We start from the raw sequence: 23,471 nt of genomic DNA, 5'->3' as shown, positions 1-23,471 counted from the left end.
CGACTGGGCTCGCGCCTACTTCGCAGCGACCGACGGTTTGCCCTGTGTGGTCAGCAGCGCGTTCAGGGCCGTCAGGTCGAAGATCCCGTTCAGGTCGACCTTGCTCAGCAGACCAAGCTCCTGCGCATGATCGGCCGATGCAAGCAGCGATGACGCGACCGGGTCAGAGGTGAACGTCAGACGCTTCCATGCCGGCGTGATCACAGCGTCGGCCAGCGGCTTGCCGGACAGCTTCCCCAGCCCCTGGTTGGTGACCTGCTGGCCCTTGGCCGGGTCCGCATTCAGCGCGTCGATCGAAGCGACGTTCGCCTCCACCAGACGCTTGACGATCTCGGGGTTACTCTTCGCGTACTCGGTACGCACGACCAGCAGGGTGGTGACGAACTTGCCGTTCGGCCACTCGGAGGCCTCGTCCACCAGTAGCTTCCCGCCGTCGGCGACCATCCGGGACAGGGTCGGCTCGGGCACCCAGGCGCCGTCGATGGCGCCGGACTTGAAGGCGTCCACCGTCACCGTGTTGTCCTGCGGACGGATCTGGACGTCACCGCCGCCGTTCTTGTCGGTGGCCAGGCCGTGCTGCTTGAGGTAGTACCGCAGCGCGACATCCTGGGTGTTGGCCAGGCCCGGACTCGCGATGGTCCTGCCGCGCAGCTGATCGACCGAGGTGATGCTGCTCTTCACCACGAGGCCGGCACCGCCAGACGTCGCTCCCGAGATGATGCGCAGCGCCTCACCCTTGGACTTGACAAAGGTGTTGACTGCGGGATTCGGCCCGATGTAGCCGGCGTCCAGCGCACCGGACAGGATCGCCTCGGCCTCCTGGGTGCCCGAGTTGAACGTCGAGGTATCCAGCTTCACCCCGGAACCGAGTTTCTGGGCGAAAATTCCTTGGTCAAGCCCGTAGATGGCGGGGGCATGAGTGAGGTTCGGGAAGTAGCCGAGCCGCAGGGTTCCCGTGGGGCTGCCGGCGGACACCGTGTTCTTGTCCCCCCCGCTAGAGCAGGCCGTTGCCGCCAACGCGAGTGCGCCGACCGCGAGCAATGGCGTGACGCGACGCCACAGCCTCCTCGATGACATGAGCTTCCCCTCCACTGCGGTACCTCACGGTGCCACGCAAGCCGATCGAAGTTGTCGAAAAACGAGCATGCCAGAGGAAGGCCCAAGTCGCTATCCCTTGTCACCAAACCCGCAACACTGCGGAAACAGGAGATAGAGGCCGGGATCGGATCAGAAAAGGATCGATGCGAAGGTTCCGACCCGCCGAAAGCCGATTCGGTCATAGGCCTGGCGCGCAGCGTGGTTGTACTCGTTCACATAGAGGCTGACAACCGGCGCGAGGGTCGTCTGCGCGATCGCCACCACACTCGCCGTGCCCGCGGCGCCGAGTCCCCTGCCACGCAGCTCCGGGGTCACCCAGACCCCCTGGATCTGGCAGACACCGGCGGCAACCGCGCCGATCTCGGCCTTGAACAACACCCGCCCGTCCTCGATACGGGCGAACGAGCGGCGCTGGCTGACGAACTCGGCAACCCTGGCGCGGTAGAGCGCCCCACCGTCGGCCAGTATCGGGGACACCCCGATCTCCTCGGTGAACATCGCCACACACGCCGGCAGCAGTATGTCCAGCTCGTCCGGACGAACGTGGCGGACCGCGGGATCAGGGGCGACGATCGGCGGCCCGGAGATCGACAACAGCGGCTGGTCGGCCCTGACGTCACGGGCCGGGCCCCACTCCGGTTCCAGGTACTGCCACATGGCCTCGACCGCATCCGCAACGCCGACGATCGAGGAACACCGGCGGCCCTGGCGGCGGGCCCGTTCGGCGAACGCCTTCGCCGACGCCGGACCCGCCGCAACCGGCCAGAGGTTTGCCCCCGAATAGCAGACGGCGACAAGCCGACCGTCCACCGTGTGACCCCAGACCTGCGCGCCCAGCCGCCAGGGGACCAGTCCGCATGCCTCCACCCGGGACGCGACGAACACGTCCGCGATCGGGTTGCGCGCGAGTACCTCCCGCACTGCCGGCAGGTCGCGGTCATCGAGCAGGCGGGTAGGTGGTGAGCGCAGCGGCAGGCCCATGGTCACGAACGTCCGGAACTACCCGACCGACACCGACGGCTCGCCGGACGCCGATCCGGCGGCCTCCATCTGCTCGGCAAGCCGCATGGCCTCCTCGATCAGGGTCTCGACGATCTGTGCCTCGGGAACGGTCTTGACAACCTTGCCCCGGACGAAGATCTGGCCCTTGCCGTTACCCGAGGCCACCCCGAGGTCAGCCTCACGCGCCTCGCCCGGCCCGTTGACCACACAGCCCATGACCGCGACCCGCAGCGGCACCGTCAGGCCGTCCAGCCCGGCGGTGACCTCCTCCGCCAGCTTGTACACATCGACCTGTGCCCGACCGCATGACGGGCAGGAAACGATCTCCAGGGTGCGCTGGCGGAGTCCCAGGGACTCGAGAATGCCGATGCCGACCTTCACCTCTTCCACGGGCGGCGCGGACAGCGACACCCGCAGCGTGTCACCGATCCCCTCAGCCAGCAACGCCCCGAACGCGACGGCCGATTTCACCGTGCCCTGGAACGCCGGCCCCGCCTCGGTGACCCCGAGGTGCAACGGGTACTCGCAGCGCTGGGCGAGCAGTCGGTATGCCTGGATCATCACGACCGGGTCGTGGTGCTTCACCGAAATCTTGATGTCGGTGAAACCGTGCTCCTCGAACAACGAGCACTCCCACAGCGCCGACTCCACGAGCGCCTCCGGCGTCGCACGCCCGTACTTCGCCAGCAGACGCTTGTCCAGCGAACCGGCGTTCACCCCGATACGGATCGGGGTGCCGGCTGCGGATGCGGCACGGGCGATCTCCCCGACCTTGTCATCGAATTCCTTGATGTTGCCGGGGTTAACGCGGACGGCGGCGCAGCCGGCATTGATCGCCGCAAACACGTACTTCGGCTGGAAGTGGATGTCCGCGATGATCGGAATCGGCGACTTCTTCGCGATGGCGGCCAACGCGTCCGCATCGTCCTGACTGGGAACGGCCACCCGCACGATCTGACAACCGGCCGCGGTCAGCTGCGCGATCTGCTGCAGGGTGGCGTTGACGTCGGAGGTGAGCGTTGTGGTCATGGACTGGACGGAGACTGGCGCGTCCCCGCCGACCGGCACGTTACCGACGTGGATCTGCCGGCTCCGGCGCCGGGTGGAGAGCGAGAGGGGTGGTGCCTCGGGCATGCCGAGAGTTATGGTCACGATGTCCTCACTGGCGTGTCGATGGTTGGATACTGAAGGGATGTCACAGGTCTTGCCACCTGGTAGGCACTCCTGCCCCCGGTAGTGCAGGCCCCCCGGTAGTGCAGGCTCCCGGAAACACGGCAGGAACCATGGCCACGTCACCCCGGTGAACCATTAAGATCGCTACCCGATATCGCGGGTGCAGGTCGGCTAGTTGAGGCTGATCGGGTTGACGATGTCAGCGGACAGGATGAGCAGACTCAGCGCGATGAAGAAGGCGACCATCGCGTATGCCGCGGGCAGAAGCTTCACGAGGTCGACACGTTTGACCGGTCCGCGGTAGCCACCCAGTCGACGTGTGCCGTGCCGGGCCTGCTCGAAGCCGAGAACCGCGAGGTGCCCGCCGTCGAGCGGGAACAGCGGAAGCAGGTTGAAGACGCCGATCGCCAGGTTGACACCGGCCACGAGGACGAGGAAGTCACCGATCCGCTGCACAGCGGAAGTGTCCTGGGCGGACAGCAGTTCGCCACCGACGCGGGCCGCTCCGACGACACCTACCAGGCCGTTCGGATTCCGGTCGTGACCGAAGAGGTTCCCGAGGTCGCCGATCCGGTGCACCAGCGTGTCGTACATGCCGCCGATACCGGTTCCGATGACCGCGGTGGTTCTCGGAACAGCCGAGATCGGGTTGTACCGGACGGTGTCAATGCCCTGCGCGATACCGATCGCCCCGACCACGTCGTTTCCGGGTAGCCCGGTCTGACGGTCCCGCTGGACCGCCACCAGGTCCGGCTGGAGGGTGACCGTGCGACCGTCCCGGTCGACGACGAGGGTGGCGACGCCCGGGCCATGGTCGCGGATGAGTCGGGTGAACTGCTTCCAGTCCCCGATCGGCGTGCCGTCGAAGCTGACCACCCGGTCACCCGCGCGCACACCCGCACGCTCGGCCGGGCCCACCGGCGCATTCGCGGCACACTGCCCGGTCACCGGCACGCAGACGGTTCGGCCGACCTTGTTCTCGCTCGGGCGAGAGGACCCCAACGCCAACAGAACGCCGTAGATCAGGACAACTGCGATGACCAGGTGCATGAACGACCCGGCTACCAGCACGACGGCCCGCCGACGGGCAGGCTGGCTGTGGAACGCCCGGTCCGCGTCGGCCGGATCGATCTCCTCGAGGGGAGTCATTCCCTCGATCTTGACGAATCCCCCGGCCGGGAATGCCTTGAAGCCGTACTCGGTCTCACCACGGGTACGGGACCACAACGTCGGACCGAAACCGACGAAGAACTTCGAGGCCTTCATGCCGTAATGGCGGGCCGTCACAAAGTGGCCGGCCTCGTGCAGGACGACAGAAACGATCAGGGCCAGCGCGAACGCGACGATGCCAATGACATTGGTCATGATGCGATCATGCCCCGATCACAGCGCTACGAGATCTTCTATGGCACCTTTGCGTCACGAAGGCATCACGCTTCGATCAGGCTCCTTGGTCAATGAGCGCGCGCACCTGCTCGCGCGCTTCCCTCTCGGTGTTCAACACCTCGTCGAGGCTCGGACGTTCCACGACGGAATGCGCCGTCACCACCTCGGCGACGACGTCGACGATGCGCACGAACGGTAGCCGGTGTCCGAGAAAAGCCGCCACGGCCTCCTCGTTGGCGGCGTTGAAGACCGCGGGAGCAGTCCCACCGCGGCGCCCGGCCTCACGCGCGAGATCCACCGCGGGGAAGGCTACGGCATCCAACGGCTCGAAGGTCAACGACTGGGCCCGCCGCCAGTCCATCGGGGCCTGGGCCGCGGGCACCCGGTCCGGCCATCCCAGGGCTAGTGCGATCGGCAGGCGCATGTCCGGTGGGGACACCTGCGCCAGCGTCGACCCGTCGGTGAACTCGACCATGGAGTGCACCAACGACTGCGGGTGGACGACGACGTCGATGTCGTCGTAGGGCACCCCGAAGAACAGGTGTGCCTCGATCAGCTCGAGGCCTTTGTTCATAAGGGTGGCCGAGTTGATCGTGACGAGCGGACCCATGTCCCAGGTCGGGTGCGCCAGTGCCTGCTCCCGGGTCACATCACCCAGCTGGTCGCGCGAACGGCCCCGAAACGGCCCACCACTTGCGGTGAGGACAAGCCTGCGGACCTCCTCGCGCCGACCCCCACGCAGGCACTGGGCGAGGGCCGAGTGTTCGGAGTCCACCGGAACGAGCCGCGACGGGTCGCCGCCGAGAGCGTCGAGCACCAGCGGCCCACCGGCAACCAGTGACTCCTTGTTCGCAAGCGCCACCGTGCGACCGGCCCGCAACGCGGCGAGGGTGGGCGCCAGGCCCACGGAGCCCGTGATGCCGTTGAGGACGACATCACACGGCCACGCGGCAATCTCGGTCGCCCCGTCCGGACCGGTAAGGATCTTCGGAATGGCGTACTCACCCTTGCGGAAGCCCCGCCGGGACGCCTCTGCGTAGAAGGCCAGCTGCAGATCCTGCGCGGCCGAGGCGCGGGCCACACCCACGGCCTCAACGCCCAGCTCAAGGGCCTGGGCTGCCAACAGGTCAACCCGCCCTCCCCCACCGGTCAGCGCCACCACGCGGAACCGGTCGGGGTTACGTCTCACCACATCAATAGCCTGGGTCCCTATCGACCCGGTCGAACCTAGCAGGACAACTTCACGCGGGACCGGCGACTCGACCACGTGGACCATTGTCGCAGGGACCACCGAGGCACGCCGACACATGTTCGGAGTCCGACACCCGACCCGGCCTGGACCGGGCCTGATGCGCCTGAAGCGGAGTACACATTGCCAATAAAGTGATTTTCGCCATATCGCCTGTAATATGTCGGCAAGTATCTACATAGACATATAATCCCGTTGCTGAGCGTCACAATGTGCAAAGCGCATCCGCCTTTGCACATCCGCTTGTCGTCGCACTGGGACGCACCGTCGTCGCGCGTTCCCGGCAACAGCACGGCTCGGTTGACTGAAGTCCTTGCGTACCGGGCACAACGGCCGCGGGCATAACGGCCGCGGAGGCAACGGCCACACGGCCTGGATCCGGGCGCACCGACCGGCGTCACCCGCTACCCAGGAGGCCGACCGTGCCCACACCCGACAGCACGCGCATCGCCTGCCACCACCCGAATCGACCACCGGCGTCCCGTCGGGCGCCCGCTCCCCTGCATCACGCGATGTCGTATCCGCCCCGCGTCGGTTCCATCCGACAAGGGGCTGGCGCGACCCCGCCGGACGCCCACGGTGAGCCGCCCGTCGGGTACTCCGGCTCAGGAGATCACCGCCTGCCCATCCGGCCCGCAACCACCCGGACCAGACGTTTCCATGTGTACGACTCCGACGGGGAGGTCCTGGGCTCCTTCAACGACTGGGATACCGCCCACGCCTGGGCTCACCGGCAGGCCACCGACCCCACCGTGCGTACCCCACTGGACGTCGAGGACCGCCAGAACCGCGTGACCCGGCGGGTCCACCCGGGGCAGTGCGAGTTCATCGCCTGGGAGACAGTGGCGCATCTGTCAATCGGCTGCGAACACGACGGCTGATCCGCAGACCCACTACCCGGTCGCCCCCGGGGGCTGGGTGGCGGGCGCCGGAGCCGCATGCCCCTGGAAGTAGGCCAGGGCAACCCGGGTGGCGCTGAACTGCGCCCGCTGCACCCCTTTCGGCGGGTCGGCGTCGGGGTCGGGCCAGGAGTGGCCACCCCCCTGAACGGCCAACAGTCCCACGTCCCGTCCGTTCGGACATGCCGTGTAGACCAACCGCTGGATCGAACTCGTGTCCCGCACCCAGGAATTCGCCGGGGAGCACCCCACGAACCCGGCGTAACGATCGAGGCGGACCCGCATCGGTTGAGCCTGCGTGCCGTCGAAGGGTGCGGGGCGATCCGTTCCTCCACCCTCCAGCGGCGTCACCGGGTCACTCGTGCCACTGATAGCGAACAGGCTGGGCGCGGGCGCCGGGCAGCTGGCCGGCATCACCGCGGATGCCACGGGAACGACTGCGGTAAACGTCCCCGTCAGTGCGCATGCCGCCGTCACCGCCATGTCGGCGCCGTCCCCCAGGCCGGTGGCGAACATCCGACGGGGGTCCAGACACATCCGCGCGGTCAGATCGTTGACGATCGCGGACACGAACGCCACGTCGTCCGGCCCGATCGCCACGCGGCGCATGAAGTTCCACCTGCCGTTCGCCCCATCCGGTACGACGATGACGAAACCGGACTTGGTGCCGATTTCAGCCAGGTGGGCGTAACGCTCCAGTGCGGAGGCGTTCTCCCCGAACGCGTGAAAGCCCACCACCAACGGCAGTGCCTTCGCCCGGGTGTCCGGCGCGGGAACAGCCAGCTGATAGGTGCGGGCGACCCCAGCGACCGTGAGTGACTGCTGGCTCGAGCCTGCCGCAATACTCTTCCCCGTCATGCAACCACTCACCAGGACCGGCGACGGCGACGGCGCTCGGGACCCTCCGGAGTCACCGTGGGAAGCTGCCGCGCTTGCGGTGGCGCCCGCGGCGGCCGTCCGCGCGGCCGAGGTGGCGCTGGTGCCGTCGCCACCGCCGAGATACATGATCAAACCAATAATGATCATTATGGCCCCGGCCGCGGCGGTCACCGGGACCCACACCGGGTTGCCTCGCCGCCTGGACGCGGCCCTGCGGGACGAGCGGCGGTCACCCGGTGGCATGGCCACTCCCGTCCGCCTCATCGGCGGCGAGCTGTCCGCAGGCTGCCGCGATCTCCCGACCTCGGGTATCGCGAACGGTCGCGGCAATACCCCTCGACCGCAGTCGGCGGACGAACTCGCGCTCCCGGCGTCGTTCACTGGCCTGCCAGGACACCCCACGAGTGGGATTGAGCGGGATCAGGTTGACATGCGCGAGCCTGCCGGTCAGCAGCCCGGCCAGCGCGTCGGCGCGTTCCGGCTGGTCGTTGACATCATCGATCAATGCATACTCGATGCTGACCCGGCGTCCGGTCGTCTCGCCGTACTCCCACGCGGCGGCAAGTACCTCAGCCACGGGCCAGCGCCGGTTCACCGGCACCAGACGGTCGCGCAGTTCGTCGTCGGGCGCGTGCAACGACACCGCCAAGGTGACCGGAAGACCACTGCCGGCCAGCCGCCGCATCGCCGGTACCAGCCCAACGGTACTCACCGTGATCGAACGGGCCGAAAGGCCCAGGCCCGCCGGAGGCGGGTCACTGAGGACCCGCAGGGCCCCGATCACTGTCGCGTAGTTCGCCAACGGCTCGCCCATGCCCATGAACACCACATTCGACAACCGCGCCGGACCGCCGGAAAGCTCCCCGCGGGCGAGCACCCGGGCGGCTGCGACCACCTGCTCGACAATCTCCGCGGTGGACAGGTTGCGGGTGAGCCCGCCCTGACCGGTGGCGCAGAAGGGACAGCCCATCCCGCATCCGGCCTGGCTGGACACGCAGACCGTGGCACGGTCGGGATAACGCATCAGGACCGACTCGACGAGCACCCCGTCGAAGGCCTTCCAAAGTGTCTTTCGCGTGTCACCGCCATCACAGGTCGCAACATTCGCGGGAGTCAGCAGTACGGGCAGCAACGCGCCGAGAAGCGCCGCGCGGGACGCTGCCGGAAGATCCGTCATCGCGTCGGCGTCATCGGCGTCGAGGTGCCGGGCGAAATAGTGCCGCGCGATCTGGTCCGCACGAAAACCCGGCTCGCCGAGTGACACCGCCACCTCACGCCGTTGCGAGGCGGTCAGGTCGGCGAGATGACGGGGCGGACGGGTCCGGTTGCCGCTGACAACCGGCAGCGATTCGGAAGCGGCGGAGAAAATAGCCATGGCCTGTCCAGTCTGCCAGGGCACCAGATGCCACCGATGCCACCGGGGTCACGACGAGGGGACGAAGGCCGTGATCAGCAACCAGGCCACGGGAGCCGTGCACAGCACCGAGTCCAACCGATCCATGATCCCGCCGTGCCCGGGCAGCAGGGTGCCCATGTCCTTGACCCCGATATCGCGTTTGAGCAGCGACTCGCCAAGGTCGCCGACGGTCGCGGTACACACGACCGCAAGACCCAGCACCATCCCCTGCCAGATGGCCGCGTGCAGGGTTCCGGCCATCGCCACGCTCGCGACAAGCACACAGGCGATGGTGGATCCGGCAAAGCCCTCCCACGACTTTCCCGGGGAGACGTTCGGGGCGAGCTTGTGCCGACCACCCGAGAGCACACCTGCCGCATAGCCGCCGATGTCGCTCGCCACGGCGGTGGCCAGAAAGGCTGTGACCCGCCGAGGACCGTCCGGCGGGCTGCTCAACAGTGCTGTGAAGCCGGCCGGAAGACCCACGTAGGCCGCGCAGAAGGCGGCGGCCGACACGTCAAGAAGTAGATGGTCGTCCCCCCCGGACGTGAGGCGCCAGGCGATCGCCACGAGGACTGTCACGGCCAACATCACCATGAGGCCGCTGACGCCGGTGACGTACGCCACGGCCGGCATCGCCGCCGCTCCTACCGCGAGCGGCGCCAGCCCCACATTCCGCCCGCTCAGCCGCAGCGCCCTGACCAGCTCGAACATACCGACCGACACCGCGGCACAGACAACGACGATCCACAACGGTCGGGCGGCATACAAGGGGACAACAATGATCAGGCCAAGCCCGACTCCGACAATGATCGCAGCGGGAAGGTCCCGGCCGGCCCGCATCCTGCGGGCCCGGGGCTCCTGGGCCGCCTGCCCGGTGCCCGTCACGACACGGCCACCCAAAGCCCCGGCCAGACTCTTCTCCCACCGGCCGGGGCGGTGGGTGCAGACGACACGGCTCTCAGGCCTGTTCCGCTCACTGCAACGACGGCGGTAGTCGGCTGTCGGTGTCGGTCAGACCGCCAGCAGCTCCGACTCCTTGTGTCGCAACAGCTCATCCACCTGGCTGACATAACGGTGCGTCGCCTCGTCCAGGTCCTTTTCCGCGCGCCGGCCCTCGTCCTCACCGGCGTCCCCGTCGCGGACGATGCGGTCGATGGCGTCCTTACCGTGGCGGCGCACGTTGCGGATGCTGACCCTCGCCTCCTCGGCCTTGGTCCTGGCGACCTTTGCCAGGTCACGTCGGCGCTGCTCGGAGAGTTCGGGAAAGACACAGCGGATGATCGTGCCGTCGTTGCTCGGGTTCACACCGAGGTCGGAATCCCGGACAGCCTTCTCAACGGCTGCCAGCGAGCTCTTGTCATACGGCGTTATGATCACCATCCTGGGCTCCGGGATGTGGAACGAAGCCAGCTGGTTCACCGGCGTCAGCGCACCGTAGTAGTCGACGAGAACCTTCGAGAACACCGACGGGGTGATCCGCCCCGTTCGGATGTTGGCAAAGTCGTCCTTGGCAACCAGGACCGCCTTGTCCATCTTCTCCTCTGCTTCGAGGAGCACGTCGTCGATCACCGTCGTCCTTCCGTCCCACCCTCGTCCGCACCGACCAGGGTGCCGATCTTCTCACCGCGAACGGCTCGCAGTATGTTGCCTTCCGTCAGCAGGTCGAAAACCACGATCGGCAGCTGATTGTCCATACACAGGCTGATAGCCGTGGCGTCCATGACCTTCAGCCCACGCGCGAGCACCTCACCGTAGACGAGCGTGTCGAACCGAACCGCGTGGGGATTGGTTGCCGGGTCGGCGTCGTACACACCATCGACCTTGGTGGCCTTGAGAACAGCCTGTGCCTTGATCTCCAGAGCGCGTTGCGCGGCGGTGGTGTCGGTCGAGAAGAACGGCGCCCCCAACCCTGCCCCGAAGATGACCACACGGCCCTTCTCCAGGTGCCGGATGGCCCGCAACGGCAGATAGGGCTCTGCGACCTGTCCCATCGCGATCGCCGTCTGGACCCGCGTCACCACCCCTTCGCGCTCCAGGACGTCCTGGAGCGCGAGGCAGTTGACCACGGTCGCAAGCATCCCCATGTAGTCGGCCCTCGCCCGGTCGACACCGCCCTCGGCGAGTTTCTGACCGCGGAACATGTTGCCTCCGCCGACCACGATCGCGATTTCGATACCGGTCCGACTGACGTCGGCTATCTGACGGGCGATCGTCGCCACCGTGTCCGGATCGATACCGAGGGGCTCACCCCCGGCGAACGCCTCACCGGACAACTTCAGCAGCACACGCCGCCAACGTGGCTCTGCGACCTCGCAACCGGCCGGAGTGTCGGCATCCCTGGTGGCGTTTTCGGTCACGAGCGGCCCCTTCGCCGTCGGCCGCGATCATCGGCCGGTGGATGTGCACTGACATGCAGTCTGCCCCACCAGCAGCGGTCTGCCCCACCCGACGAGGCGGCAAAATGCCAGCCAACACATCCGGTTTATTTGACGGGCACACCGCAGGGAGCACGGCCCGGGGCAGTCCGGACAAAGCGCCGCCGCGAGCATCGGTCACCAGCTGCGGCGCCAGCCAAGGCATGATCCCCGGTCTTCACCGTGGTCCGGTACCCAGGAACAGCCCAGGAAGCCGTCCGGGGAGCACACCCCTTGACGCGGTCAGGCCTGCTTGACGTTGAACCGGGCGAACCGGCCAACCTCGATCTTCTCTCCGAGCGAGGATCCCGCCTGCTCAAGCAGCGCACGGATCGTGAGCTTGCCGTCCCTGACCCACGCCTGCTCAAGCAGGACGACCGACTTCACGTACCCGTTCAGACGACCGTCCACAATCTTCGGGATAGCCTGGTCGGGCTTGCCCTCCTCACGCGCCGCGGCCTCGTAGATCTTCTTTTCCTGCTCGAGAACCTCGTTCGGGATCTGCTCCGCGGTGACATAAAGCGGATCCGCAGCCGCGATGTGCTGCGCGATGTCCCGTCCGAGCTGCTTGAACTGGTCGGTCTTCGCCACGAAGTCGGTTTCGCACCTCAGTTCCAGAAGAACGCCGATCGTGGGCGGCAGCTGGGGGTCGGTCTTGTGCAGATACGACTCGACCAGCCCGTTGGACGCACTGCGCCCGGCCCGCTTGGCAACCTGGGCCAAGCCCTTCTCCCGCAGCCACGACTTGGCCTTCTCGAAGTCGCCGTCGTTCTCGACAAGCGCTTTCTTGACGTCGCTCATCCCAGCACCGGTGAGTTCCCGGAGCTTTCGAATGTCAGCGGCTGTGATCTCTGCCATGGTGCTCTTCTCGTTCCGTCCGGCTGCTGGTGTTTGGGGAAGCTAGGGGTCTTACGCGAACTGTCGATGCCGCGCAGTGCGCACGGGCATCCGGTCGCAGGTCCGGTGGGACCCCGGCTACCGGCAGGCTGCCCGCCGACACGTTCCGGTCAGGCCGGCGGGCTGCCTGTACGGCCTTACGCCAAGGGGCTTTTCAGACTCGGACGGTGCCGGCAGCCACAGCGGCGACGGAGTCGGCATCGACCTGGCCGGACCCGTTCTGCTCAAGGCTGCTGGCCGCTGGCTCCGCCGTGGGGGTGGTGGCCGTCGTCTCCTCGGAGACGGAACCCTGACCCCGTAGCAGTTCCTGCTCCCACTCGGTCAGCGGCTCCGCGCCGGAGGCAACCTCAGGCTTGGCGTCCACCGATGTCGACCCACCGGCGCGGGACCTGAGCCCCTCGGCCACGGCGTCCGCCACCACCCGGGTCAGCAGGGTGGCACTGCGGATCGCGTCGTCGTTACCCGGAATCGGGTAGTCGACCTCGTCCGGGTCGCAGTTCGTGTCCAGAATCGCCACAACCGGGATACCCAGCTTGCGGGCCTCACCGACGGCGATGTGCTCCTTTTTGGTATCGACCACCCAGACCGCGCTCGGCACCCGGGTCATGTCACGGATACCACCAAGAGTGCGCTCAAGCTTGGCCTTCTCCCGGGAGAGAACGAGCTGTTCCTTCTTGGTCCGGACCTCCGTGCCGCCGGTCAGCTCGATCTCCTCAAGCTCCTTCAGCCGCTGGAGACGCTTGTAGACCGTGGAGAAGTTCGTGAGCATGCCACCGAGCCAGCGCTCCTTGACATAGGGCATGCCGACCCGCGCGGCCTGTTCCTCAATGGCTTCCTGAGCCTGCTTCTTGGTACCGATGAACAACACGGTGCCACCGTGCGCGACGGTCTCCTTCACGAAGTCGTAGGCGCGGTCGATGTAGGACAGCGTCTGCTGGAGGTCGATGATGTAGATGCCGTTGCGTTCCGTGAAGATGAAACGCTTCATCTTCGGGTTCCAGCGCTTCGTCTGGTGCCCGAAGTGCACACCACTTTCCAACAGCTGCTTCATGGTGACGACGGCCATGGCTCGTCGCTCCCTTCCTGCGCCGGGAGGTACCGGCACACCTCGGTTCCAGGCCCCGACCGGCGATCGGGGCCCCTGACGCCCTGTTGGTCCCAACCACCGCAAGGAAACGGTGGACCGAGGAAGCCTTCCCCGCCATGCCGCAAAGGCCCGCGAGGAAAGGGCGTGCGTATTCAGCTCGACGGCACGAGCCGTGGCCCAATCCTACGCCCACCCCAACGGAACGCCCCGGCGGGTTGTCCACAGCCGCGGGCCCACGCGTGACCCGGGAGCCGTGGTGCGGTCACCGTGGACATACAGGCCCGTAACCTCGCCGGCGGGCCCCCAAGGATGCCAGGAGCTACCATGATCCCGCCGCCTCGGCACCGGTCCCTTGCCCTCCTCGTCGCGACCGTGCTGATCGTCCTCGTGGCCACCCGCTGGCCGCACCCAGTGGCCGGTTACGGCACCCGCGCAGCCTCATCCCTCGCATCGTTACCGGCTGCCGGCTCCCGCGACGCGAACTCGGCTCCGTCGACCAGCCCAGCGCCACCGACCGACCCGGTAACGTCCGCCCGCCGGACGCCGATCTCACTGGTTGCCGCCTGGCGAGCACCACTGGACCCACCCTTGATCGTCGACCGAGGCTTCGCTCCGCCCCTGACTCCGTACGGCCCCGGCCACCGCGGGGTCGACCTGGAAGGGGTCCCGGGCGCGGCGGTACGCGCGGCCGGGTCGGGAACCGTCTCGTTCGCCGGGCTGATCGCCGGACGCGGCGTGATCACAGTCGTTCATGGTCCGCTGCGGACGACCTACGAGCCGGTGGATCCGGTCGTCGCGGCGGGCCAGTCGGTGATCTCCGGGCAGGTCATCGGCCATCTGGTGGCCGCCCATCCTGGGTGTCGCGCGAACGCCTGCCTGCACTGGGGCCTGCTCGAAGGGTCGCGCTACCTGGACCCGCTCAGCCTGTTACACGGCCCGCCAAGACTGCTGCCCATCGGATAAGAGCGCCCATCACGCCCGTGGGTGCCCCTGCTCGAATGCGGCACGCAGCCGTTCGGGCGTGACATGGGTGTAGATCTGCGTCGTGGCGGGGCTGGCGTGGCCCAGGAGCTCCTGGACCGAACGGAGGTCCGCACCGCCTTCCAGAAGATGCGTTGCAGCGGAATGCCGAAGCCCGTGGGGGCTCAACGGCCCGACCCCATCGACCGCGGCAAGGCGCGTGTCGAGGATGCGCCGGACCGTTCGCGGGTCCAGCCGGCCGCCACGCACGCCGAGGAACAGCGCCCGACCGCTGCTGGTCCCGGCGAGCACCGGACGTCCACGGTCGAGCCATGTCCGCAACGCTCGGTGCGCGGGCACGCCGAAGGGGACCGCCCGCTCGCGCCCGCCCTTTCCTCGCACCCGAACAAGCCGCCGTTCACCGTCGATGTCGTCCAGACCGAGACCACATAGTTCGCCGACGCGGACGGCGGTCGCGTACAACAACTCAAGGACAGCCGCGTCACGCACGGCCACGGCCTGCTCGCGAGGTCCGGCTGCGGCGTTGCCATCGGATGGGGCGTTGTCATCGGATGGGGCGTTATCAGGCACCTGCCGCGGGCCCGGCGCCAGCAGATCCCAGGCCTGGGCTGCGGTCAGCACGTTCGGTAGGGCCGCGGGTCGCCGGGGGCTTGCGAGCCGCTCCGCGACGTCGACGGGCAGCCACCCACGGCGGGCCGTGTAGGCGCTGAAGCCTCGGGCCACCGAGGCCCGCCGGGCCAGCGTGGCGGCGGCAAAGCCGGTCGCGCGCATGCGGGCAAGCCAGCTCCGCAACACACCGAGGTCGAGATCGGCCAGTTCGACGCGCCCGGTCCTGCCCGCGTGCTCGCGCAGATTTTCAAGATCGGCCCGGTAGGCACGGACGGTTTCGACCGACCGGTCCCGCTCGGTCGACAGGTACCGCAGGTACGCGGTGATCGCCATGTCCCACGACACAGGGACGTCCTCGGGATCAGCCGTCGTACCGCCCACCTGACCGACCGTGCCCCGCAACCGCCGCCGCGTCAAGAACCGCCGCCGCGTCAAGAACCGTTGGTTGCGGACGGAGCCCGGCCGAGCGCCGTCAGGCGGTACCCGTCGGCCCGCAGCTCGACAAGACCCTCGGCAACAAGCGGGCCCATCAGCGCCTGCACCGTCTGGGGGCGCTCGCCGACACGTTCGGCCAACACCGCCGCCCCCACCGACGCGCGTGCCGGCATGACGTCCAGCAGACGGCGTACCAGCTCGGACAGGCCATCGCGCAACCCGGTCGGCGCGGGCGAGTACCCGGCAAGCTCACCGATCACGCCGATCTCCTCGCAGACCTCGGCTGCGTCGGTGACCAGGACGGTCTGCTCCCGATGGGTTCGCAGCAGACGGTGACATCCAACGCTCAGTGCACTCGTGACCGGACCCGGAACAGCCATGACCACACGCCCGAGTCCCCGAGCATGGCGAGCCGTGTTGAGAGCGCCACTGCGGTGACCGGCCTCGACCAGGACCGTCCCCCGGGTCAGCCCGGCAATGATCCTGTTGCGGGTCAGAAAACGCCCACGGTACGGCAGGCTACCCGGTGGCGCCTCACTGAGGAGCAGCCCATTCTCACGGATGCGCCCGAGCAGGTCGGCATGTGCCCGTGGATAGGCGACATCGACACCGCCGGCAAGGACAGCGATCGTGGGGCCGCCGGCCGCGAGCGCACCACGGTGAGCGGCCGCATCGATACCGAAGGCCGCACCGGAAACGACCGTCCAGCCCCGGTCCGCAAGCCCGGACGCGAGATCAGCCGCCACGGTCGTGCCGTACGCGGTCGCCGCGCGGGATCCGACGACGGCCACCGCCCGCTCACACAGCTGGCCCAGGTTGCCCGAACCATGAACCCACAGCGCGAGCGGTTCACCGGGTTCAGCCTGTGTAGCGGCGGACATCCGACCGAGCACGTCCAGTGCATCCGGCCACTCGGAATCACCCGGACAGACGATCCGCCCGCCGAGACGCGCGAGCAGACGCAGGTCGTCTTCGGGATCGACATCGGGATGACGGTGCCGCAGGTCCGCCCAGACCGCCGCCGCCCCGCGGTGAGCCACCTCGACGCTGATGCCCGGTTTGTCCGACCCGACCGCACGTGACAGAGCCGCCCGTGCCAGCCTCTCGCTGTCACCATCCGTTATGACATCGCCTCTCATTGCGGCCTCCCTGGCAGGCGCAGGTCCAGGGCCATACCGATCTGCATCGGCCCGGGGCCCGGCAGGTCACCGAGATCCGCGAGGGTCCACGCCACCCGTAGGACGCGGTCCAGGCCACGCGCGGTGAGCTGCCCCGACTCGAAGGCCCGATCGGCCGGTCGGGTCGTACCGGCCGGCAGCGGCCACATCCGGCGGAGGGCGGAACCGGGGACCTCGGCATTGGTCCGCCACGGCGTCCCTGCCAGCCGCCGGGACGCCGCCTCCCGCGCCACCCGGACGCGTTCGGCCGCGACCGCCGAGGTGTCGGCATAGCTGTAGTCCGCCCGCAGCTCCGCACGGCTCGGCGCGGCGAGCTCGACCTGCAGGTCCACCCGGTCGAGCAGCGGGCCCGACAGGCGAGACAGATAACGTCGGCGTACCAGGCTCGGGCAGTCGCAGGACCGGGCCGCGGAATTGTTCGCCCGCGCGCACGGACACGGGTTTGCTGCCAGCACCAACAGAAAACGTGCGGGAAACCGGGCGCTCACCCGGGCTCGCGCAAGCTCGATCACCCCGCTTTCCAACGGTTGGCGCAACGCGTCCAGGCTAGGACGGGCGAACTCGGGCGCCTCGTCGAGAAACAGCACACCCCGGTGGGCCTGGCTTGCCAGCCCTGGCCGCAGCACCGTCGAACCGGCACCGACGAGCGCCGCCGGCGTAGCCGAGTGATGAGGGTTGCGGTAAGGCGGGCGGATCACGAGCGGACAGTCCTCCGGAAGCAGCCCGGCTACGGAGTGCACCGCAGTGACCTCCAGGGCCGCTTCGGTGTCGAGCGCGGGCAGCAGGCCCGGCAACCGCTCGGCCAGCATGGTCTTACCACTGCCAGGCGGCCCCTGCATGAACAGGTGGTGGCCACCGGCCGCCGCCACCTCGACGGCGAGGCGACCACGGGCCTGGCCCGCCACGTCGGCGAGGTCACCGGCCCCGTCCGCGCTGAAGTCCAGGAGGTCCGCGCTGATCGCTGTGGGTGGGTTCGGCTCGTATTCGCCCCGCAGCAGCCGGACAAGGCAGTCGAGGTTCCGCACCGGTTCGACGACCGCCCCCGGAACGAGAGCGGCCTCCGCGCCGTTCGCCTCGGGCACGACGATGCGCTCGAAGCCGGCGGCGAGTGCGGCGATCGTCGCGGGCAGCACCCCGCGGACCGGCCGTAGCCGGCCGTCGAGGGCCAGCTCCCCGAGCAGTACCCGGTGGCGGAGCGCCTCCGGCGGCACCGTGGCCGCGGCGCCGAGCACAGCGGCGGCCATTGCCACGTCGAACCCGCTGCCGGACTTGGGTAGCGTCGCGGGAAAGAGGCCCACTGTGATCCGCTGACTCGGCCAGTTCTGACCCGAGTTGACGATCGCGGCACGGATGCGGTCCCTGGCCTCGTGCAGTGCCGCGTCCGGCAGACCGACAAGGGTGATGGCCGGCAGCCCGTTCGCGAGATCCGCCTCGACCTCGACGAGGTGCCCACGAACCCCCACCACAGCAACGCTCAACGCTCGCGCCAGCGCCATCAGAAGGCCCCACGCAGATGTTCGACCCGCAACGGGCTGGTCCGGCTGCGATATACCTCGACCACATCGAACCGCAGCGCCATCGGATCGTGATCGTGATCGCGGAGCCACTGCACCGCGACCCGGCGGATGCGAGCCGCCTTCGCTGGCACCACGGCCTGCGCCGGCGTCCCGTAGCGGTCGCCGGACCTGGTCTTGACCTCACAGAACACCAGACACGAGCCATCGCGGGCAATGATGTCGATCTCGCCCGTCGCGCATCGCCAGTTGCGGTCGAGGATCTCCATCCCACACCGCTGCAGATATCGGGCAGCCGTGTCCTCACCGAACCGCCCAAGCGCATCCTTCACCCGCATCGTCCGCTCCCGTCCACGGACGACACACGCGCCCGTGGAGGTCAGGGTGACCGGCTGACCGGAGCAGAGCGAGAGAAGATCACGACCTGTGGACAACCCGATTTCATCCACAGGTCCGGCAGGACCATGCGGGAGAAGGCGGTCTGACGCGGGAGACGTCAGAGTTCCGCCTTGGTCAACTCCTCGACGTTGATGTCCTTGAACGTGACAACGCGGACGTTCTTCACGAACCTCGCGGGCCGGAACATGTCCCACACCCAGGCGTCACGCAGGGTGAGTTCGAAGAAGACCTCACCGGCGCTGTTCCGGACGTCGATCTGGTAGTCGTTCGCGAGATAGAAGCGGCGTTCCGTTTCGATCACGTAAGAGAACAGACCGACGACGTCCCGGTACTCGCGATAGAGCTGGAGCTCCATCTCGGTCTCGTACTTCTCGAGGTCTTCGGCGCTCATGCGCTCTCCGTCGCGCTGTGTAGCCCGGTCCGTGTCACGGCGTCCTCCAGCCGCGACAGTCGTTCACGTCGAGCTTCTGCCACATTGACATATGACATCCGATGCTGCTCGGACGGTCCGTAGGTGGCCAGCGCCGTGGCGTGTCCGGCCGTGACATACCCCTTGTGTCGGACAAAATCGTACTCCGGATGACATGAGTGCAGATCATCCATAATCCGGTCCCGGGTCACCTTCGCCACCACTGACGCCGCCGCCACGCAGGCCGCGACCTGGTCCCCCTTGAGCACCGCCGTAGCTTCGACTCCCAGCCCCGGCACAGCGAACCCGTCGGTCAGGACATACCCGGGCCGCGGGGTCAGCCGGGCGACCGCGCGGCGCATCCCGGTGATGTTCGCCACATGGACACCTCGAGTGTCGATCTCGCAAGCCTCGATCACGACGGTCACCCACGCCCGGGCGACGGACAGTATTTCATCAAACACCCGTTCGCGGGACCGCGCCGACAACTGTTTGGAGTCCGCAAGATCGTCGAGGCGTCGGGACCGGCCAGCCGGAAGAATGACAGCCGCGACCACGAGCGGACCCGCACAGGCCCCACGACCGGCCTCGTCGACACCGGCCACCGGCGCCAGCCCTCGCCGCCGGAGCGCCCGCTCATACCCCCACAGGCCGGCATCATGTCGGATCGCCGCGCTGGTCGGCGTGAACGGCAGGAGGGGACCCGACCGAGTGTCGCCGCCGACGGTTCGGCGACCGATCCGCAGACCGCCCGGAGGAATCATCCGGACGGGCCGGTCCACCATCGCCCCTGTCCTCACCCGTGTTCCTTCCGGACGGCGGTCTGCCTGATCGCGGCGACAGGCCACCGGATACGCCCCGCAGCCGCCGCAACGCGGTAACTCCTCCCGCTGTCACTCCCGCTGCTCCCAGCACTCCCGCGCCAGCCGGAGGAACGGTCGTGGCAATCGCCCGGGGGACGGCGGCAAAGATGTCCGGTGGACTCAGGAAAGCCATTCGGTCCAGGGGCCACACCCGCACGAACGCACGGCCGACCACCTTGCTCTGCGGGATGGTGCCGTTCACCCGCGAGTCCGACGACTCGCTGCGGTGGTCGCCCATGACCCACAGCTGGCCGGGCGGAACCGTTACCTGGGCGAACTCGCGTCCGGCCCCGACCGGGCTGTTCTCGTATACGTACGGCTCGTCGAGCGGCCTGCCGTTGACCAGCACCCGCCCCTGGGCATCGCAGCACATCACCGTGTCGCCGCCCACTCCGATGACCCGCTTGATGAAGTCCTTGTCGCTGGGGGCACCGAGTCCCAGCATGCCCTGGACCGACCGCAACGCGCGGGAGAAGACGTTGCTCGGCGGAGTGATCACAGTTTCCGCCCGCTCGAAACCGGTGCCGTCGCCGTTGAACACGACGATCTCACCACGGTGAACATCCCGGAAGCGGTAGACCAGCTTGTTGACCAGTACCCGGTCGTTGACCAGGAGCGTGCGCTCCATCGAGACGGTCGGTATCCAGAATGCCTGGACGAGGAACGCCTTAATGATCAAGGCGAGGACGAAGGCGACCAGGACGAGCACCGGCAGCTCGCGGGCGAACGAGCCCCGTCGCCCGCGGTTGCCTCGCGCAATACCCCGCCTACCCCGCCTACCCCGCGATGCCGGCTGGGCAGGGGCCGAAGCCCCGTCGAGGTCCTCGGCGCCGCGGTCCGTGACCCCGTCGACGGCAGTTTCGTCACCGTCGCCCACAGCGGCCGCCGTAACCGCCCGGCGGGGGCTGGCATCGCTCAACGTGCCCGGGTCCTCCTGCTTGCCCGCCTGAAACTCCGCTTCCGTACCAGGACCGGGCTCTTCGGTCGACCGAGAGACCTCGACGTCCTCACCGCCATCTCCGGAGTCTGCAGAAACAGCCCCACCCCGGTGTACCGGCTTGCTGTGATCGGCTCCACTCACCGCGCCACCTCATGGGTTCGCCGACCTCGGCCGAATGCGATGACCATCGCCCGGATACCTGGTCGGGAACGATCGCCTGCCACCTTGGAGCGACCGAAGACAGGACTGTCCGCCTCGCGACACATCCACCCGGCCGCCACCGCCTGAGCGAACGGCCTGCCCTCGGACGCCTTCGACGAGCGGACTGCTCCGGCGGCGACACGGTCACGCATGTTCCGTGTATGCGTCGTCTTCCGCACGCACGTCACCGCGGACCTTGCGATCGTCACGGACACCGTGTGGACGCCGGAGAAACCGTCAGCGTCCGGCCGGCCGACGCTTTTCCTTGATCTTCGCAGCCTTACCACGCAGGTCCCGAAGGTAGTACAGCTTGGCACGGCGCACATCCCCGCGCGTCACGATCTCAATCTTGGAGACGACCGGGCTGTGGACCGGAAAGGTCCGCTCCACCCCTACGCCGAAGCTGACCTTGCGGACGGTGAAGGTCTCACGGACCCCACCGCCCTGCCTGCGGATCACAACGCCCTGGAAGACCTGGATGCGCTGGCGGTTGCCCTCGACGACACGAACGTGAACCTTCAAGGTGTCGCCCGGCCAGAACTGCGGGACGTCGGTCCTCAGCGACGCGGCGTCGAGGCTGTCCAGGGTGTGCATGGCGGTCGCTTTCTCGCGGTGATGACGGGGCTGGATCGGATACGGCCCAACCGAAAAGGGGTGATCCACGTTCGCGAACCACACCCACGCGCCCGTGGAGGTTTCAACTCGGGCGGACGGCCGGACACCGCATCCTACTGTGCCACACGACCGTTCGGGTCAGCGCCGCCCGCCGTGCCGTGGTCGCCCATGCCGTGTTCGGCACATATCGCACGGTCATGCTCTGTCAGGTCCACGGCTTCCAGCAGATCCGGACGGCGATGCGCGGTCCGTAGCAGGGCCGTGTCCCGCCGCCAGCGGCCGATGGCCCCGTGGTCGCCGGACCGCAGCACCGCGGGAACCTCGTGGCCCTGCCACACGGGGGGACGGGTGTAGACGGGAGCTTCCAGCAGCCCGCTCGCGAAGGAATCATCCACGACGGACTCGGCATTGCCGACCACGCCGGGCAACAGGCGGGTGACCGCCTCCAGCATTACCAACGTGGCGACCTCGCCGCCGGCGAGCACGTAGTCACCGATCGAGATCTCGTCGTCAGCCCACTCTTCGATGACCCGGGTGTCGATGCCCTCATAACGACCACAGCAGAACACCAGCCACGGTTCGTCCGCCAGCCTGGCGGCATAGGCCTGCGTGAACGGCCGCCCGACCGGAGTGGGAACGATGATCCTGGGACGCCGGCCCATGGCCGGGTCGGGCCCGCCAGCCCCGCCGATCTCGGTGAGCGCCGCCCACCAGGGCTCCGGACGCATCACCATGCCTGGTCCCCCGCCGTACGGGGCGTCATCGACGGTCCGGTGCACATCGCTCGCCCACTGCCGGAGATCATGGAGATGGACGTCGAGGATGCCACGGGCGCGGGCCCGACCGACGAGGGAGAGATCGAGCGGGCTCAGGTACTCGGGAAAAATCGTGATGACGTCGACGCGCACGGCTACTCCAGGTCGAACAGGCCCGGCGGCGGGTCCACCACGATCCGGCGATCCGAAAGGTTGACCGTGGGCACGATCTCCCTTACGAACGGGACAAGTACCTCGCGAACCTCACCCGTCTCACGCGTCTCACCCGTCTCACGGTCGTCGGTGAGACCGATCGCGAGCAGTTCACCAGCGGGGGTGTGGACGACGTCGACGACCACGCCGACATCCACGCCGTCGCGGGTCAGCACGCGTAGTCCGACAAGGTCGCGGTCCCACCACAGGTCGCCGGAGTCCTCCTCGTCCCCGTCCTCCCCGGCGGGCCCGACGTCGCCGGGTGAGATCGTGAGGACACGCCCACGCAGGGCCTCCGCGGCGGTCCGGTCACCGACTCCCTCGAAGCGCACCAGAAGGCGTCCGGAATGCCAACGGGACCCGGCGACCACCAGGGGGGTGGCCGTCGGCGGGTCACAGTTGATCTTTGTCCCGGTCGCGAACCGCCGGTCGGGAACGTCCGTGCGAACGTCGATCGTCACGTCCCCACGCACACCGTGGGGACGCCCGATCCGACCGATCACGACCGGCTCGTCCGTCAGCGGGCCGCCGACGTCACCGGTCGACGTCAACGACGTCGACACGCAGACCCCGACCTCCTACCCCGGCCATGACCGTCCGCAGCGCCCGGGCGGTCCGCCCGCCGCGCCCGATGACCTTGCCGAGATCGTCAGGATGCACACGAACCTGAAGAGTCCGGCCCCGGCGACCCGACTGCATGTCTACGTGCACGTCGTCCGGGTGGTCGACGATGCCTCGGACAAGATGCTCGAGCGCGGCCTCCAGCACTTACTGTCCCGCTGGAGTGGACGGCTCCGCCACAGGCGCCGCCGCCGTCTCACCGGCCGGCGCCTCGTCCGTGGCTTTCTTGGCCTTCTTGGGGGTGGTCGCGGGCTT

General features: G+C 68.1%; 25 protein-coding genes. 2 read left to right on the top strand and 23 right to left on the bottom strand.

The genetic code is table 11. From position 1 onward, the window contains the following. Window positions 1–15: 15 nt before the first annotated feature. The 5 genes from NBW77_RS15960 to dxr form a co-directional block, all read right to left on the bottom strand. The gene (locus NBW77_RS15960; protein WP_131747935.1) at window positions 16–1,077 is read right to left on the bottom strand and encodes an ABC transporter substrate-binding protein; all 1,062 of its coding nucleotides are present in this window, start codon (window positions 1,075–1,077) and stop codon (window positions 16–18) included. A gap of 150 nt (window positions 1,078–1,227) precedes the next feature. Next, complete coding sequence (locus NBW77_RS15955; RefSeq protein ID WP_131747937.1) at window positions 1,228–2,079, bottom strand: GNAT family N-acetyltransferase; 852 nt, start codon at window positions 2,077–2,079, stop codon at window positions 1,228–1,230. 18 nt (window positions 2,080–2,097) lie between these two features. Beyond that, a complete protein-coding gene (ispG, locus tag NBW77_RS15950; protein ID WP_131747939.1) occupies window positions 2,098–3,252 on the bottom strand; it encodes a flavodoxin-dependent (E)-4-hydroxy-3-methylbut-2-enyl-diphosphate synthase in 1,155 nt (384 codons plus the stop codon). A gap of 192 nt (window positions 3,253–3,444) precedes the next feature. Beyond that, window positions 3,445–4,638 (bottom strand): M50 family metallopeptidase, encoded by a 1,194-nt coding sequence (locus tag NBW77_RS15945; RefSeq protein ID WP_131747941.1) that lies wholly within the window; start codon window positions 4,636–4,638, stop codon window positions 3,445–3,447. A 76-nt stretch (window positions 4,639–4,714) separates the two neighbouring features. Next, window positions 4,715–5,935 carry a 1-deoxy-D-xylulose-5-phosphate reductoisomerase gene (gene dxr / locus NBW77_RS15940; protein WP_131747943.1) on the bottom strand — a complete coding sequence of 407 codons (1,221 nt, stop codon included), beginning with the start codon at window positions 5,933–5,935 and terminating at the stop codon, window positions 4,715–4,717. A 395-nt stretch (window positions 5,936–6,330) separates the two neighbouring features. Between dxr and NBW77_RS15935 the strand changes: the two genes are divergently transcribed. Continuing rightward, on the top strand, window positions 6,331–6,789 hold the full coding sequence (locus NBW77_RS15935) for a hypothetical protein (RefSeq protein WP_131747945.1): 459 nt from the start codon (window positions 6,331–6,333) through the stop codon (window positions 6,787–6,789). Window positions 6,790–6,801: 12 nt separating this feature from the next. Here NBW77_RS15935 and NBW77_RS15930 read toward each other — a convergent pair whose 3' ends face one another. The 7 genes from NBW77_RS15930 to rpsB form a co-directional block, all read right to left on the bottom strand. Continuing rightward, window positions 6,802–7,929 carry a CE1 family esterase gene (locus NBW77_RS15930; protein ID WP_165486256.1) on the bottom strand — a complete coding sequence of 376 codons (1,128 nt, stop codon included), beginning with the start codon at window positions 7,927–7,929 and terminating at the stop codon, window positions 6,802–6,804. Continuing rightward, complete coding sequence (rlmN, locus tag NBW77_RS15925) at window positions 7,916–9,061, bottom strand: dual-specificity RNA methyltransferase RlmN (protein WP_131748113.1); 1,146 nt, start codon at window positions 9,059–9,061, stop codon at window positions 7,916–7,918. Before rlmN ends, NBW77_RS15930 begins: the two co-directional genes overlap by 14 nt. Before the next feature lie 48 nt (window positions 9,062–9,109). After that, window positions 9,110–9,970 (bottom strand): phosphatidate cytidylyltransferase, encoded by an 861-nt coding sequence (locus NBW77_RS15920; protein ID WP_502799493.1) that lies wholly within the window; start codon window positions 9,968–9,970, stop codon window positions 9,110–9,112. Window positions 9,971–10,096: 126 nt separating this feature from the next. Further along, window positions 10,097–10,654 carry a ribosome recycling factor gene (gene frr / locus NBW77_RS15915; protein WP_131747948.1) on the bottom strand — a complete coding sequence of 186 codons (558 nt, stop codon included), beginning with the start codon at window positions 10,652–10,654 and terminating at the stop codon, window positions 10,097–10,099. Further along, entirely contained in the window at window positions 10,651–11,442 is a 792-nt protein-coding gene (gene pyrH / locus NBW77_RS15910; protein ID WP_131747950.1) for a UMP kinase, read from the bottom strand. The genes frr and pyrH overlap by 4 nt, the downstream gene beginning before the upstream one ends. Before the next feature lie 300 nt (window positions 11,443–11,742). After that, window positions 11,743–12,357 (bottom strand): translation elongation factor Ts, encoded by a 615-nt coding sequence (gene tsf / locus NBW77_RS15905; protein ID WP_131747952.1) that lies wholly within the window; start codon window positions 12,355–12,357, stop codon window positions 11,743–11,745. A gap of 193 nt (window positions 12,358–12,550) precedes the next feature. Next, window positions 12,551–13,462: a 30S ribosomal protein S2 gene (gene rpsB / locus NBW77_RS15900; RefSeq protein WP_250279940.1), complete on the bottom strand. Its 912-nt coding sequence runs from the start codon at window positions 13,460–13,462 to the stop codon at window positions 12,551–12,553. A gap of 345 nt (window positions 13,463–13,807) precedes the next feature. Between rpsB and NBW77_RS15895 the strand changes: the two genes are divergently transcribed. Further along, the gene (locus tag NBW77_RS15895) at window positions 13,808–14,446 is read left to right on the top strand and encodes a murein hydrolase activator EnvC family protein (RefSeq protein WP_131747954.1); all 639 of its coding nucleotides are present in this window, start codon (window positions 13,808–13,810) and stop codon (window positions 14,444–14,446) included. A gap of 9 nt (window positions 14,447–14,455) precedes the next feature. Here NBW77_RS15895 and NBW77_RS15890 read toward each other — a convergent pair whose 3' ends face one another. From NBW77_RS15890 to NBW77_RS15840, 11 genes are all read right to left on the bottom strand, one after another. Continuing rightward, window positions 14,456–15,418, bottom strand: coding sequence for a tyrosine recombinase XerC (locus NBW77_RS15890; RefSeq protein ID WP_250279939.1), 963 nt, complete (start codon window positions 15,416–15,418; stop codon window positions 14,456–14,458). Window positions 15,419–15,504: 86 nt separating this feature from the next. After that, window positions 15,505–16,647, bottom strand: a complete 1,143-nt coding sequence (gene dprA / locus NBW77_RS15885) for a DNA-processing protein DprA (RefSeq protein ID WP_131747956.1) — start codon at window positions 16,645–16,647, stop codon at window positions 15,505–15,507. Continuing rightward, window positions 16,644–18,182: a YifB family Mg chelatase-like AAA ATPase gene (locus NBW77_RS15880; protein ID WP_250279938.1), complete on the bottom strand. Its 1,539-nt coding sequence runs from the start codon at window positions 18,180–18,182 to the stop codon at window positions 16,644–16,646. The genes dprA and NBW77_RS15880 overlap by 4 nt, the downstream gene beginning before the upstream one ends. Continuing rightward, complete coding sequence (locus tag NBW77_RS15875) at window positions 18,182–18,538, bottom strand: YraN family protein (RefSeq protein ID WP_131748121.1); 357 nt, start codon at window positions 18,536–18,538, stop codon at window positions 18,182–18,184. The genes NBW77_RS15880 and NBW77_RS15875 overlap by 1 nt, the downstream gene beginning before the upstream one ends. A 158-nt stretch (window positions 18,539–18,696) precedes the next feature. Further along, window positions 18,697–18,990: a DUF2469 domain-containing protein gene (locus NBW77_RS15870; protein WP_131747958.1), complete on the bottom strand. Its 294-nt coding sequence runs from the start codon at window positions 18,988–18,990 to the stop codon at window positions 18,697–18,699. Further along, window positions 18,987–19,703 (bottom strand): ribonuclease HII, encoded by a 717-nt coding sequence (locus NBW77_RS15865; protein WP_242606041.1) that lies wholly within the window; start codon window positions 19,701–19,703, stop codon window positions 18,987–18,989. The genes NBW77_RS15870 and NBW77_RS15865 overlap by 4 nt, the downstream gene beginning before the upstream one ends. Then, window positions 19,666–20,790, bottom strand: coding sequence for a signal peptidase I (lepB, locus tag NBW77_RS15860; protein ID WP_131748125.1), 1,125 nt, complete (start codon window positions 20,788–20,790; stop codon window positions 19,666–19,668). The genes NBW77_RS15865 and lepB overlap by 38 nt, the downstream gene beginning before the upstream one ends. 459 nt (window positions 20,791–21,249) lie before the next feature. Beyond that, the gene (gene rplS, locus NBW77_RS15855) at window positions 21,250–21,606 is read right to left on the bottom strand and encodes a 50S ribosomal protein L19 (protein ID WP_131747962.1); all 357 of its coding nucleotides are present in this window, start codon (window positions 21,604–21,606) and stop codon (window positions 21,250–21,252) included. Window positions 21,607–21,740: 134 nt separating this feature from the next. Next, window positions 21,741–22,535: a tRNA (guanosine(37)-N1)-methyltransferase TrmD gene (trmD, locus tag NBW77_RS15850; protein WP_131747964.1), complete on the bottom strand. Its 795-nt coding sequence runs from the start codon at window positions 22,533–22,535 to the stop codon at window positions 21,741–21,743. A 2-nt stretch (window positions 22,536–22,537) separates the two neighbouring features. After that, complete coding sequence (gene rimM / locus NBW77_RS15845) at window positions 22,538–23,158, bottom strand: ribosome maturation factor RimM (protein ID WP_242606026.1); 621 nt, start codon at window positions 23,156–23,158, stop codon at window positions 22,538–22,540. Continuing rightward, a complete protein-coding gene (locus tag NBW77_RS15840; RefSeq protein WP_131747966.1) occupies window positions 23,130–23,363 on the bottom strand; it encodes an RNA-binding protein in 234 nt (77 codons plus the stop codon). The genes rimM and NBW77_RS15840 overlap by 29 nt, the downstream gene beginning before the upstream one ends. Window positions 23,364–23,471 lie beyond the last annotated feature (108 nt).

This window comes from Frankia sp. Cppng1_Ct_nod (assembly GCF_920656135.1).
Taxonomy (GTDB): Bacteria; Actinomycetota; Actinomycetes; order Frankiales; family Frankiaceae; genus Protofrankia; species Protofrankia meridionalis.
The sequence above is the reverse complement of the archived record's forward strand: the minus strand, read 5'-3'. Positions and strand labels throughout refer to the sequence as shown.